The organism is Sphingobium quisquiliarum P25, assembly GCF_000445065.1.
GTDB classification, from domain to species: Bacteria; Pseudomonadota; Alphaproteobacteria; order Sphingomonadales; family Sphingomonadaceae; genus Sphingobium; species Sphingobium quisquiliarum.
This window is the reverse complement of the sequence record NZ_ATHO01000040.1, coordinates 16533-29171: the sequence shown is the minus strand read 5'-3', so window position 1 is coordinate 29171 and position 12639 is coordinate 16533. Positions and strand designations below refer to the sequence as shown.

Annotated in this window: 12 protein-coding genes; 7 read left to right on the top strand and 5 right to left on the bottom strand. The window is 64.7% G+C overall.

All coding sequences use genetic code 11. The annotated features are described in order from the left end of the window. The first annotated feature begins 89 nt into the window (after positions 1 to 89). From L288_RS26855 to L288_RS26840, 4 genes are read left to right on the top strand one after another with little or no spacing between them, the layout of a single operon-like run. Complete coding sequence (locus tag L288_RS26855) at positions 90 to 824, top strand: uracil-DNA glycosylase family protein (protein ID WP_021237246.1); 735 nt, start codon at positions 90 to 92, stop codon at positions 822 to 824. Positions 825 to 826: 2 nt separating this feature from the next. Continuing rightward, a complete protein-coding gene (locus tag L288_RS26850; RefSeq protein WP_031303999.1) occupies positions 827 to 2614 on the top strand; it encodes a lytic transglycosylase domain-containing protein in 1788 nt (595 codons plus the stop codon). After that, complete coding sequence (gene moaB, locus L288_RS26845) at positions 2614 to 3141, top strand: molybdenum cofactor biosynthesis protein B (RefSeq protein ID WP_021237244.1); 528 nt, start codon at positions 2614 to 2616, stop codon at positions 3139 to 3141. Before L288_RS26850 ends, moaB begins: the two co-directional genes overlap by 1 nt. Before the next feature lie 43 nt (positions 3142 to 3184). Beyond that, complete coding sequence (locus L288_RS26840) at positions 3185 to 4255, top strand: PA0069 family radical SAM protein (RefSeq protein ID WP_031303997.1); 1071 nt, start codon at positions 3185 to 3187, stop codon at positions 4253 to 4255. A gap of 43 nt (positions 4256 to 4298) precedes the next feature. Here L288_RS26840 and L288_RS26835 read toward each other — a convergent pair whose 3' ends face one another. Genes L288_RS26835 through L288_RS26825 form a run of 3 tightly spaced genes read right to left on the bottom strand, consistent with a single transcriptional unit; the run spans position 4299 to position 6867 of the window. After that, a complete protein-coding gene (locus tag L288_RS26835) occupies positions 4299 to 5594 on the bottom strand; it encodes an SPOR domain-containing protein (protein ID WP_021237242.1) in 1296 nt (431 codons plus the stop codon). A gap of 17 nt (positions 5595 to 5611) precedes the next feature. Further along, complete coding sequence (locus tag L288_RS26830) at positions 5612 to 6133, bottom strand: hypothetical protein (protein WP_021237241.1); 522 nt, start codon at positions 6131 to 6133, stop codon at positions 5612 to 5614. A gap of 14 nt (positions 6134 to 6147) precedes the next feature. Next, complete coding sequence (locus L288_RS26825) at positions 6148 to 6867, bottom strand: ParA family protein (protein ID WP_030541777.1); 720 nt, start codon at positions 6865 to 6867, stop codon at positions 6148 to 6150. A 193-nt stretch (positions 6868 to 7060) separates the two neighbouring features. Here L288_RS26825 and L288_RS26820 point away from each other — a divergent pair, with 193 nt between their 5' ends. From L288_RS26820 to purU, 3 genes are all read left to right on the top strand, one after another. Next, positions 7061 to 8056 carry an SPOR domain-containing protein gene (locus tag L288_RS26820; protein ID WP_021237239.1) on the top strand — a complete coding sequence of 332 codons (996 nt, stop codon included), beginning with the start codon at positions 7061 to 7063 and terminating at the stop codon, positions 8054 to 8056. Between the two features lie 82 nt (positions 8057 to 8138). After that, on the top strand, positions 8139 to 9158 hold the full coding sequence (locus L288_RS26815; RefSeq protein ID WP_021237238.1) for a DUF1338 domain-containing protein: 1020 nt from the start codon (positions 8139 to 8141) through the stop codon (positions 9156 to 9158). Between the two features lie 87 nt (positions 9159 to 9245). Next, the gene (gene purU, locus L288_RS26810) at positions 9246 to 10085 is read left to right on the top strand and encodes a formyltetrahydrofolate deformylase (protein ID WP_408020428.1); all 840 of its coding nucleotides are present in this window, start codon (positions 9246 to 9248) and stop codon (positions 10083 to 10085) included. A 922-nt stretch (positions 10086 to 11007) separates the two neighbouring features. Here purU and L288_RS26805 read toward each other — a convergent pair. Together L288_RS26805 and L288_RS26800 are read right to left on the bottom strand one after the other, a co-directional pair. Beyond that, the gene (locus L288_RS26805; protein WP_021237235.1) at positions 11008 to 11217 is read right to left on the bottom strand and encodes a DUF2093 domain-containing protein; all 210 of its coding nucleotides are present in this window, start codon (positions 11215 to 11217) and stop codon (positions 11008 to 11010) included. Further along, complete coding sequence (locus L288_RS26800) at positions 11217 to 12620, bottom strand: NAD(P)H-dependent flavin oxidoreductase (protein WP_021237234.1); 1404 nt, start codon at positions 12618 to 12620, stop codon at positions 11217 to 11219. The genes L288_RS26805 and L288_RS26800 overlap by 1 nt, the downstream gene beginning before the upstream one ends. Positions 12621 to 12639 lie beyond the last annotated feature (19 nt).

Here is a 12639-nt window from a genome sequence, read left to right as displayed (position 1 = left end):
AGTCCGGTCGCCGTATTACGTAAACGTTTTGCCATCCGTGCCGATGAAGATTCTTGACCACGGCGTCAACCTCTGGCCCTAGAAGATCGATGCGGGGAATATTGCAGGCAGATGCGGCGGCCGCCGCCAGCGCCTATCTGGCGTGGTGGGACCTTGCCGGCGTCGATTGCGCGACGGCGGAGGATCCGGTGGACTGGCTGCGGCCAGCGGGCCCGGCGCAACCGGCCGCGCCCGCCATTCAAGCGCCGCAACAGGAAAAACCCGCAAGCCTGGAAGGGTTCCACGACTGGCTGGCGAATGATCCTCACCAGCCGGAACGGCGCTGGCCCGGCGCGCCCATCCTCCCGCAGGGCAAGGCGCAGGCGTCGCTGATGGTCGTCACCGACATGCCGGACCCTGCCGACATGACGGCCGGGACCCTGCTCGCCGACCGGGCGGGGCAGCTTTTCGACGCGATGCTCGCCGCGATCGGGCTTGTCCGGGCCGACATTTATCTGGCGTCGCTCTTTCTATCGCGTCCGCCAGGCGGGATGGTCGAGGCTGCGGATCTGGGCGCCGCCGCTGTCCGCATGCGCACGCAGATCGCTCTGGCGGCGCCCCGGCGGCTGCTGATATTGGGCGACCGCACGGTGCGGACCTTGCTCCCTCCCCCGAATAGCATGACGGGCGAAGGAGCGCGCATGATAAAAGATTTGCAGTTTTTTAACCATGATGGCGGCAATGTGCCAGCCTTCGCCACTTTCCATCCGCGGCTGCTGCTGGGGCAGCCCGCGGCAAAAGCGGAATGCTGGCGGACCTTGCAGCGCCTGATCGAGGAAGAATAACGGTGATTCGCGTCCTGACCCGCTCGTCTTGCCTGGCTCTGGCTGCCATGGGTGCGCTCGCGGCCCTGCCTGCCTCGGCTGACACGACTTCGGCGGCGGCCATCCCGGCCAGCCTGTCCCGCTCCATCCTTGATCTCAGCGATGGAGACAAGGCGCGCTACGCCGCGATCTTTGCAGCGCTGTCGGATCAGAAATGGGCCGATGCCAAGGCGATGATCCTGGCGCTTGGCCCGGACGATCCGGTTCGCCCCGTGGCGCTGGCGCAACTCTATCTGGCGAAGGATTCGCCGCGCGTCGAACTGTTCGACCTTCTGGACCTCATCAACAAGGCAGCCTGGCTGCCCGACGCCGATCAGCTATCGCGCCTCGCCCAGAAGCGCGGCGCGACGATCCTGCCCGTCCTTCCGCAGGTGCAGAAGATGGTCTGGCTGGGCTCCGCTCCCCGCCGGGAATATGTGCCCACGGTCAAGACCGATCTGCTCGCGCAGGCGCTGGTGGCGCAGATCACCCCCTATATCAAGAATGACGATCCGGCGGGCGCGGAAGCGCTGCTCTCCAGCAGGGAAGCAGGCTTGTCGCCGGAGGGGCTGACGGAGGCGCGGCAACGCATCGCCTGGTCCTATTATATCGAAAATGACGACAGCAACGCCCGGCGCATGGCTGCGCGCGCGCTGGAAGTGCGCGCCGGTGGCGACTGGGCGGTGCAGGCGCATTGGACGACCGGCCTTGCATCATGGCGGCAGAATGACTGCACCACGGCGGCGCCCGCCTTCGCCAACGTGGCTGCGCTGGCGGGCAATGCTGACATGCGTGCGGCGGGCGCTTATTGGGCCGCGCGCGCCTATATGGTTTGCGGCCAGGCCGAAAAGGTCGAAAATCTGCTCAAGACCGCCGCGCGCAACGAAGACAGCTTTTATGGCCTGCTCGCCCGCGAAACGCTGGGCATGCCGCTCGGCGGCGCGCGCGTGGCCCCTCATTTCGGCGCGTCCGAATGGCGGCAGATCAAGGACAGCCCCAACATCCGCGCGGCCGTCGCCCTCGTGGCGATCGGGCAGAGCGGACGGGCCGAGGAGCTTATCCGGCATCAGGCGAAGCTTGGCGGCGCGGCTGAATATGATGCGCTGCTGAACCTCGCCGGAGCGCTCAACCTGCCCGCCACGCAGCTTTGGCTCGCCCATAACGGCCCTGCCGGAAAGAAGCCGGGCAGCTTCGCCCGCTTCCCCACGCCCGACTGGCGGCCCGATGGGGGCTGGCGCGTCGATCCCTCGCTCATCTTCGCCCATACCCTCCAGGAATCGGGCTTTCGCAGCGATGTCGTGAGCAGCGCGGGGGCGCGCGGCCTGATGCAGGTGCTGCCCGGAACAGGCGGCGACATGGGCCTTTCCTCCCCGGCGCAGCTATTCGTGCCGTCGACCAACATGGAATATGGCCAGCGCTATCTGGAAAGCCTGCGGGACATGAGCGCGACCGGCGGGCTGCTGCCCAAGGTGATGGCCGCCTATAATGCGGGTCCCGTGCCGGTCGAACGCTGGAACAGCGAGGTCAAGGACAATGGCGACCCGCTGCTTTTCATCGAATCCCTGCCTTATTATGAAACCCGCGCTTATGTGAACACTGTCATGCGCAACTATTGGATGTACCAGATCCAGGCCAAGGGCGAGGCGGAGTGCCTGACCGGCATGGCGCAGGGCATGTGGCCCGCCTTCCCTACGGCCAAGGGCGTTCGGATGGTCCGCCTGACGCAAAAGGGCCAGATCAACGCCCCGGTGATCGCGGGCGGCTCCGACTGATGCCCATTGATGAAAGCCGCCCTTTCCTGCCGGTGCGGATCGCCCTTCTGACCGTATCCGACAGCCGGGGCCTCGCGGAGGACAGGTCCGGCGACGCCTTGGCGGACAGGATAGAGGCCGCCGGGCACATATTGGCCGATCGCCGCATCGAAAAGGATGATCGTTCCGCGATCGTGGCGCGTCTTCATGCCTGGATCGACGATCCGCAGGTCGACTGCGTGATCACCACCGGCGGCACCGGAGTCACTGGCCGCGACGTGACACCCGAAGCCCTGGCGCAGGTGCAGGACAAGGAAATACCCGGCTTCGGCGAACTGTTCCGCTGGCTCAGCTATCAAAGCATCGGCACCTCCACCATCCAGTCCCGCGCCACCGCCTGCGTTGCGCGCGGCACCTATATCTTCGCCCTTCCCGGCTCGACCGGCGCGGTGAAGGATGCTTGGGACGGCATATTGGCAAGCCAGCTCGACAGCCGCTTTCGTCCCTGCAACTTCGTGGAACTGATGCCCCGGCTGCTGGAGCGCTGATCAACGGGATTGCAAATTTGTTCTTCTTATGTTCTAAGCAGCCATGGCTGTGGAGAAGGGCAGAGGCGCAACGTTGAACGGCGAAAGCCGCCGCTTCAACCTGTCCGAACATATTGCCGACGGCGACTGGCTCGACGCCCTTGAACAGGTGGACGGCCCCTCCCCGAAGCTGCGCACGCAGGTCACGGTTGAACATCCCCGCACCATCATCGCGCGCAACAGGTCGCCCGACATCGGCTTCACCCAATCAATCAACGCCTATCGCGGCTGCGAGCATGGCTGCATCTATTGTTTCGCGCGGCCGACCCATGCCTATCACGACCTGTCGCCGGGGCTGGACTTCGAAACCCGCCTGTTCGCCAAGCCCGATGCCGCCAAGCTGCTGCGCGAGGAATTGTCGCGCAAGTCCTACCGGGTGGCCCCGATCGCCATGGGCACCAACACCGACCCTTATCAGCCGATCGAACGCGACTGGAGGATCACGCGTGAATGTATCGAGCTGCTGGCGGAATGCCGCCACCCCCTGTTCATCACAACCAAGTCAGACCGGGTGCTGCGGGATCTGGACCTGTTGACAGGCATGGCGAAGGATCAGCTGGTGGCGGTCATGATCTCCGTCACCACGCTCGACCCCAAGGTCGCGCGCACGCTTGAGCCGCGCGCCGCTCATCCGCTCCGGCGCATCGAGGCGATCCGGCGGCTGACGCAGGCAGGCGTGCCGGTCACCGCCAGCCTGTCGCCCATCATCCCCGCCATCACGGATCATGAGATTGAGGTGATCATCGCTCGCGTCGCCGCGGCCGGGGCGCGTGACGCGGCTTTCATCCCGGTCCGCCTGCCGCACGAGGTCGCGCCCCTGTTCCGCGCCTGGCTCAAGGAACATTATCCCGACCGGGCCGGAAAGGTGATGGCGATCATCCGCGACATGCGCGGCGGGCGCGACAATGATCCGGGCTTCGGCACCAGGATGCGCGGCCAAGGCGTGTGGGCCGACCTGATCCGCACGCGTTTCCTGAAAGCCCGCAAGCGCGCCGGTCTTTCAAGCGAGCGGCTGACGCTGCGGACCGACCTGTTCCGTCCGCCGGGGCAGCAGGGACAGCTGCGGCTGCTGTGAGGAAAAGGCAGGCGGGTCAGCCCGCCCCCCTGTTCCGGTCGGCTCAGCGCGAAGCGAGTTGCTGCCGCTTCGCCGTCAAGGCCCAGCGCTGGGCCGTGGCATCGGGCGCATTTTCGCGCACGAAGCACTGGCCGCGTTGCGCGCGGATGCTGCGGCACAGCGCCACTGCTTCGGCCCGGTCGCCAAAGCCGCTCACCGCCAGGCGGGAGAATGTCGCGCCATTGACCTTGATCTGGCTGGTCAGGGCAGGACGCGCGGCGATCGCAGTGTTGCGGCGCGCCAAGGCGAACCATTTTTCCTTGGCGATGGCCGCATTGTCATAGGCGCCGAGCTGGACGACCCAATTGCTCACCGGGCCAGCCTGACGAATGGGCCGGGTCGCCGCAGCCGCACGGGGCTTAGGCGCGGGCGCAAGCGCGGCGCTGCGGACAACAGGCTTGGGCGCGGCAAAGGCCGGAGCAGGGACCGGGGTGGCGGCCGCCACATCAGGCAAAGTCTCGTCGACCGCAGGCGCATCGGTGGTATCGGCGCTGGCCACGGCGATCTCAGGAGAAGGCGCTGCGGCATCGCTCGCGGCCACGTCCACGGCATCCTGCCGGGGCGCAAGAGCAAGCGCGACCGGCTGTCCGGCATCTGCGCCGTCGATGCTCACGCCCATGAACAGGGCGATGCGCTGCGCGGTATAGACGGGGGCGGCGCTTTGCGCCCATTGCGAGATGCGCTGATTCGCGGCCAGCGGTTCAAGGTCGAACCCGGCCATCATGCGCGCGTCCTTCCACCGGCCTGCCAGAGCATAGGCATAGGCCAGGTTCTGCCGCGTCTGCGCGGTGGCTGACGGATCGTGGATCGCTTCGGACAGGATGCGCACGCCTTCCTCTGCGTCGCCCGCCATCGCCATGGCCAGCCCATAATCACCAGCGGGCACGACATCGGCATTGGCGCTCAGCAATTCGCGCGCGGCCTCATTCTTGCCCAGAGCGGCTTTCACCAGCGCAAGGCTGACGATGGTGCGCGCATCGTGATTGCCCAGCGTCATGGCGTCGGTCAGCGCCGTCTCGGCCGAAGCGAAACGCCCGCTCGCCACATAGGCGCGGCCCAGCAGTTGACGATAGGCCGCGTTGCGCGGATCGGCGCTTACCGCCGCTTCCGCCGCCTTCACTGCCTTTGCGCCATCGCGGCTGGCCAGAGCCTTTTCCGTGGCGGCGGCGAGCGAATCGCGATCCTGCCGGTGCTGCGGTGCAGCGGCCGAAGGGCGGAAAGCCGATCCGGCGCAGCCCACCATGGTCGTTGCCAAGATCAGCGACGAAACCGCCGCCTTGGCGAAAGCCGTGCGTTTCATGCCGTGGTCCTTCTTCTTCAATGCGTGTCGCGTTCGCCCGGCACCTGCTGCGCCAGACGGTCGATTTCCGGCAGCGTGGCCAACAGCGCGTCCAGCGCATCGGTCACGATCTGCTGAGCCGATCGGCCGCTGACCGCGCAGGCGAGCCGCAGCCGCAGATGCCGTTCGGAATCCAGCCGCAGCGTGAAAGCCGCCTTGCGTCCTTTCGGCACGGTGCGGGTAACGGGCGCGGCGGCTGCGACGGCGTCCTTCACGCGCTCCGCCAGTTCCACGCGCTCCACCACCACCGGGGGAACGGGCGCGGCGGTCACCGGCGTGGTCATGGGCGTCAGGCCCACCACCGATCGGGGTTCGGTCGGAGCAGGTTCGGGCTCCGTCACGTCAAAGCCCATGTCGTTCCAGCCAAGGTCATCCTGCATCATCGCCGCGGCGGCCTGGCCGCCAAAGCCCATGACGGGACGGCGCATCGCGGGCTGGGCCGCTCCCTTGCGGGCGAGAAGGCCTGAGGTCAGGGAGGCGAGCGGTTTGGGTTCGGCCATGTCTCTTCCCTCCCTCACTGGCCCACGACGCGGCGGCCAAAGCCGCCTGACGCTGGACGAAGCGCGCCCGATGTGCTGCCGCTGTGGGGCACCGAAAATACCGTGCGCCGGAAATTCTTTTCCAGGCGGTCGGAAACATAGCTCCAAAGCTGTTCGACCTCCCCGGCGGAGCGTCCCTTGGGATCGACCTCCATCACCGTGCGGCCGTCGATCATGGATGCGGCGAAATCGGTGCGATGGTGCAACGTGACCGGCGCGACCGTGCCATGCTGGGAAAGCGCGACGGCGGCTTCCGACGTGATGCGCGCCTTGGGGGTGGCGGCGTTCACGACGAAGATCAGCGGCTTGCCCGCCCGTTCGCAAAGGTCCACGGTCGCGCCAACGGCGCGCAGGTCGTGCGGGCTGGGACGGGTGGGAACGACGATCAATTCCGCCACGGAAATGACGCTCTGGATCGCCATGGTGATGGCGGGCGGCGTATCGATGACGGCCAGCTTGAACCCTTGCTGGCGCAATATCTCCAGATCGGCGGCAAGGCGCGCCACCGTCGTCTGGGCAAAGGCGGGGAACTCCGCTTCCCGCTCGTTCCACCAGTCGGCAAGCGACCCCTGCGGATCGATGTCGATCAGGACGACAGGCCCCGCCCCGGCCATTTGCGCCTGCACGGCCAGATGCCCGGACAATGTGGTCTTTCCAGAACCACCCTTTTGCGATGCCAAAGCAAGTATGCGCACGCAATTTCCCCCAGATTTTCAATCGTCCGGGAAATTGCCACGCAGGCGCCTAAAATTTGGTTAACGCGGCGCATGGGCCTTCCGGCGGCTGGAATGGGGGGGCATCGGCGGGCCTATAGTTAATGTTGCTAAGTTGCTCTTAACCTTGTTCGATCATAGGCTGCTGCAAAGCGATACGCTGGGAGCATGTCAGATGAAGCAGATGTGGGCCGCGCTGGCCGCGGGAATGATGGCCGCCCTTGCGCAACCGGCGGCGGCGGACGTCAAGACTGGCGTCGATGCATGGCAGCAGGGCGATTATGCCAAGGCCGTTGCGGAATGGCAGCCGCTGGCCCAGGCGGGCGATCCCGACGCGCAGTTCAACATGGGTCAGGCCTACAAGCTGGGCCGCGGCGTTTCCGCCAATATGGCCACGGCGATCCAATGGTATCGCAAGGCCGCCGAACAGGGTCATGTGCGGGCGGAGGATAATCTGGGCCTGCTGATGTTCCAGCAGGGCGACCGGGCGAGCGCCCTGCCCTATCTGGAACGCGCCGCCAACCGGGGGGAGCCGCGCGCGCAATATATCGTCGGCACCGCGCTATTCAACGGCGACCTGACGCCCAAGGATTGGGTGCGCGCCTATGCTCTGATGACCCGCGCGTCGGCCGCCGGGCTGGCGCAGGCGACCGCCAGCCTCAAGCAGATGGACAAATATATCCCCGCCGCGCAGCGTCAGCAGGGCGCCGCCATGGCGAATGAGGCAGGCCGCAAGGATCTCGCCGCGCTCGATCAGGACGACCGCCGCGACAAGAAGGGGGCCTCCGTGCCAGCCACTGCCCCAACTCCGGCGAGGAAGGAGGCATCGCCCCCGGCGGAAAGCAAGCGGACCGCCGCGCCCCTGCCCCCCGCCGCTGCTCCCAAGCCGGTGGAGAAGGCCGCTCCCGCCAAAGCCGCTCCGCCCGCAAAACCGGCCAGCGGCCCATGGCGGGTGCAGTTGGGCGCTTTCAGTGAAGAGGGCCGCGCCCGCGCGCTCTGGAACAAGCTGAAAGGTCAGGTCGGCGGACTGTCCGCCTATCAACTCTTCCTGGTCAAGGGCGGGGCCGTGACAAAGCTCCAGGCCGGGCCACTGTCCAGCAGCGCGGAAGCCGCCCGCCTCTGCGGCGCGATCAAGGCTGCGGGCGCTGAGTGCATGCCCCGGAAGATGTGAGGAAAAGCCGGGCTGCTGACGGGCGTCAGGCTTGGCTTTTCTCCGGCAAGAGGCGATAAACCGTGCTCAACCGGAGCGCGCCATGAGCAATGGAAATATCCCCGCCCTCATCCGATCGTCTTTAGGCGAGCAGGCCGCTGACGAGGCATTGGCCTCGCTCGCCATCGATCCGCAACTGCTGGGGGAGCAAGGTCCCGCCATTTCACGCGCCGCCTTCGCCATGGCGATGAACGTCCTCTTGTTCCACGGGCTGCTGCAAAGGGTCCCTGACGGAGCGGCCTATGTCGCCAATGTGCGTGCGCAGGGAAAAAGGATCGTCTTCGACCATGGCGCGCTGCGCACCGTGCGCCTGCCCCACGGTCCGACCGGCGCCTTGCCAGCGGGCGAGGACGCCTTCACCCGCATATTCCTGCCGCTGGGCTATGAGATGGCCGCCGTCTATCCGCTCGACCGGTTGAAGATGACCGGCCGCGCCTACCGGCACAAGGACGCGCCGGAAAACATACCCCAATTCTTCCTGTCGGAACTGCATGTCGACCGTTTCGACGCTGAATTCCAGGAAGCGGCCAGCCGCCTGTTCGGAACGTCGCGTGACCCTCTCGACGCCGATTGCCGGGACCTGCTCGCCCGCTACTCCGCCGGAGAGCCGGTAACGTTCGATAAGGCAGCGGCGGTTCTCCCTGTCATCGTCACCGCGTTCGACAGGCATCATGACCCCGTCTCCCTTTCGGGCTACGAACTGCTCTTGTCCCGATCCCATGAGGCGGCGTGGATCGCCACGGAGGGCAATGCCTTCAATCATGCGACCGATCGCGTGGCCGATGTGGAAGCGCTGGCGGAGCGGCTGCGGCAGGAAGGCTGGCCCATCAAGGACAGGATAGAGATTTCCCGGACGGGCCGCGTGCGCCAGACCGCCTTCCGCGCCGACACGGTCGAACGGCTGTTCGCCGACAAGGAAGTGCGCCGCGTTCCGGGCTCCTTCTATGAATTCATCAGCCGCGATATCGACCCGGCGACAGGACGCCTGGACCTCAGCTTCGATACGGGCAACGCCACCGGCATTTTCGCGATGACCAGCGCTCAGCCGTCACCGCAGCCTTAACGGCTTGATCATGCCGGCCGTATAAGGCAACCGCTATCGCAATATTGGCGGAGGGGTTTCTTGAACAATCCGGCTGTTCCTTCCTGGATACTGACGCTCGTCTGCGCGGACCGCGTCGGCATCGTCGCCGCCGTCAGCCAGTTCCTGGCCGAAAGAGGCGGCTTCATCACTGACAGCCAGCAATATGCCGACCGGGAAGCCGGGCGCTTCTTCATGCGGGTCGCGTTCGAAGCGACCGATGATCGCATGGCCGATACGGACCGGCTTTGCGCCGAGTTCGCTGGCATTGGCGCTCAATTCAGCATGGATTGGAGCCTGACGCCGTCGAACCACCGCCCGCGCATGCTGATCGCCGTATCAAAAGGATCGCATTGCCTGGCGGACCTGCTCCATCGCTGGCAGACCGGCATGCTCGCCATCGACATCATGGGCGTGGTGTCCAACCATCCCGACATGCGCCGGATCACCGAATGGCACGGCATCCCTTATCATGAGCTGCCGCCCAATGGCGACAAAGCCGTGCAAGAGACTAGTTTACTCGATATTTTCGACCGGACACGCTCCGATTATCTCATCCTCGCGCGCTATATGCAGGTGCTGTCGGATGCGCTGGTCACGCGTATCGCGGGCCGGTGCATCAACATCCATCACAGCTTCCTGCCCAGCTTCAAGGGCGCGCGTCCCTATCACCGCGCGCATGATCGCGGCGTGAAACTGATCGGCGCGACCGCTCATTTCGTGACGGCTGAACTCGATGAAGGACCAATCATCGAACAGGCGGTGGAGCGTGTCGATCACCGCGCCACGGCGGAGGATATGATCCGTATCGGCCGCGACATCGAAGCGCAGGTACTGGCACGGGCGGTCGGCTGGATCGCGGACCGCCGCGTGCTGCTGAACGGCGGAAAGACCGTCGTCTTCCGCTGATCAGATACCCAGCCTCGCCCAGAAATCATCCGGCGCGATCGATGCCGCAGCCGTTGGCCGCTGCACGCGCGACCAGCTTGAATGGGGGATATGAATCGCGGCCTGCCGCGGTGAATGCCGGGGCCGGGCGCGTCTGCTGGTTCTGCTGGTCATCGTCTTCTCCTTGCTCGGAGGAACACGATACCTTGCGTCGTCGCGTCAGTGCCGTGCGCTTTAGCCGTTGTTGACGCGGAGCAAGCTGTCATCCTTCAAAAGCCGCGGAGCCTGGGCTCAGGGCTTCTCTACTCTGCGCGTGGAGAAAGGAAAGATAGCTTTGCTTTAAGGCTGCGGATGATCTTTTGTCCCGACCCGCAAAAGTCTCCAGCAACTCCTATAGCGCTGGCACTCAATTCGCCCCGACCCGCTGCTCGAACGCGCCACCTGCCCCGTTCGAATATGGAAGCAGCAGTCGATGCCCTCCGGTGTGGAGAAAATAAAGCCGCCGGCACCACGCCTGCCGCTGCACAAGCTCCGGATGGATGAAGGTTAGATAATGCAGATGAGATGCACGATAGCGCGCGACAGCCTGGGACCCATATGGCCAATCAACTATGGACAACGGCTCGCATGATCGCAGCCGGTATGAAAAGAAGCTCGCGTCAACGCCTCGTCGAAATTAGAGGCCCAGGACGTTCAGAATGCAACGTTGTAGATGAACCACCCCATGATCAGCAGGCTGGTGGCTACACATAAACGATCGCCAAAAATATCGATCCGCGACATTGTTGAGCATCCTTCCTTAAGGCGATCTTTGTCGCCTGATAGAAAGTATAAACGACCGACGCGGAAAAAGGAACCGTCAAAGCAGGGGAAACTGCCCACATAATGGCATTTTTTAACGATAAACGTCCACCAAGCGCCTAAAAGCCTGCCTCACGGCAGTTCAAGCCGCGCCTTCACGCCGCCGCAGGATGGATTGCGTCGCTTCCACCGGCCCGCGATAGGCCTCCTGAAACTCCGCACTCCAATATTTCAAGTCATCCAGGTCGATTCGCTCACCGGATACGGCGCAAAGCACGAACTGCCCCGGCCGCACGACATCGAAATGCGGCGTGTGATAGCTCAGCACGGCAAGACCTTGAATATCGGCCATCAGTCGCCCGTCAGAATGCGATCGACCAGCTGTTTGACGGTGGGCACGAACCCGTTGGAATAGAATGGGTCTTGCTTGAACTTGTAGGCGCCATGCCCCGCGAACAGCAGATTCTTGTCCAGATCACCGCCATGGACCGCTTCCTGCAATGATTTTTGAATGCAGAAGCTGCGCGGATCGGCGAGACGCCCGGTCGAATTGGTCTCGCTGTCCATCCAACTGGAAAAGGCGCACTGGCTGAGGCAGCCCATGCAATCGGTCTGGTCCTTGCGGATTTCCGCCTTCTCCTCTTCCGTGACGAAGACGAGCGTGTTGTCCGGCGTCTTGAGTGCGGAGGTGAAGCCTTGCCCCACCCACTCGCGCGCGCGCAGCAGGTCGCCGCGCGTCACCCAGAAATTCTTGCCTTTGACGCCCGCGTCGAGCTGATGCGTATGATCGCCCGCCTGCTCGGTGCTGAACGGAATCTGGCGCTCCGACCGCGCTTCCAACTGGCGCAGGAAGGGGTTGCGCACCGCCGAACTGTAAAATCCGGTCGGCGAAAAGCGGTGCAGCAGGACGTCGCCGGGCTCAAGCTGCGTCAGCCGCTGCTTCCATTCCTGCGGGATAGGGCTTTCCTGCGTCAGCAAGGGTCGCGTGCCGAACTGGAATGCGATCGTGCCGAGTTCGGGATTGTCGATCCAGTCGTTCCAATCCTTAAGGTGCCATACGCCGCCCGCCATCACGATAGGCACCTCGTCCGAAATGCCGCCTTCGCGCATGGTGTCGCGCAGCGCCTTGACGCGGGGATAGGGATCCTGCGGCTCGCGGGGGTCCTCCGCATTGGACAGTCCGTTATGCCCGCCTGCCAGCCAGGGATCTTCATAGACCACCGCCGCCAGCCATTCCGACGCTTTTGAATAAGCGCGCTTCCACAGTGCCCGGAATGCGCGGCCGGAACTGACGATAGGCAGATAATTGACGCCATAGGAAGCGGCGATTTCGCTCAGCTTGTAGGGCATGCCAGCACCGCAGGTGACACCCGCCACCATGCCGCGCGTCTTTTCCAGCACGCCATGCAGCACGCGCTGCGCGCCGCCCATTTCCCACAGGATGTTGATGTTGATCGCACCCTTGCCGCCCGCAATCTCGAACGCGCGTTTCACCTGCTCGACCGCACCGTCGATCGCATAGGCGACCAGTTCTTCATGGCGGTCGCGGCGGGTGCGGCCATGGTAGATTTGCGGGATGATATTGCCCATGCTGTCATAGCTGTCGGCATTGACGGCGGACACGGTGCCGATGCCGCCTGCCGCAGCCCATGCGCCGGAACTGGCATGGTTGGAAACGGCCACGCCCTTGCCGCCTTCGACCAGCGGCCACACTTCACGGCCACCGTAAATGATGGGCTTCAAACCCTTGAACAACGCTATCTCCCGCGCAAAT

Bases quoted from the DNA above. Each gene is read 5' to 3' on its own strand.
- L288_RS26855 (WP_021237246.1), top strand. From the start codon at position 90: ATGCGGGGAATATTGCAGGCAGATGCGGCGGCCGCCGCCAGCGCCTAT.
- moaB (WP_021237244.1), top strand. From the start codon at position 2,614: ATGCCCATTGATGAAAGCCGCCCTTTCCTGCCGGTGCGGATCGCCCTT.
- L288_RS26840 (WP_031303997.1), top strand. From the start codon at position 3,185: ATGGCTGTGGAGAAGGGCAGAGGCGCAACGTTGAACGGCGAAAGCCGC.
- L288_RS26835 (WP_021237242.1), bottom strand. From the start codon at position 5,594: ATGAAACGCACGGCTTTCGCCAAGGCGGCGGTTTCGTCGCTGATCTTG.
- L288_RS26830 (WP_021237241.1), bottom strand. From the start codon at position 6,133: ATGGCCGAACCCAAACCGCTCGCCTCCCTGACCTCAGGCCTTCTCGCC.
- L288_RS26820 (WP_021237239.1), top strand. From the start codon at position 7,061: ATGAAGCAGATGTGGGCCGCGCTGGCCGCGGGAATGATGGCCGCCCTT.
- L288_RS26815 (WP_021237238.1), top strand. From the start codon at position 8,139: ATGAGCAATGGAAATATCCCCGCCCTCATCCGATCGTCTTTAGGCGAG.
- L288_RS26805 (WP_021237235.1), bottom strand. From the start codon at position 11,217: ATGGCCGATATTCAAGGTCTTGCCGTGCTGAGCTATCACACGCCGCAT.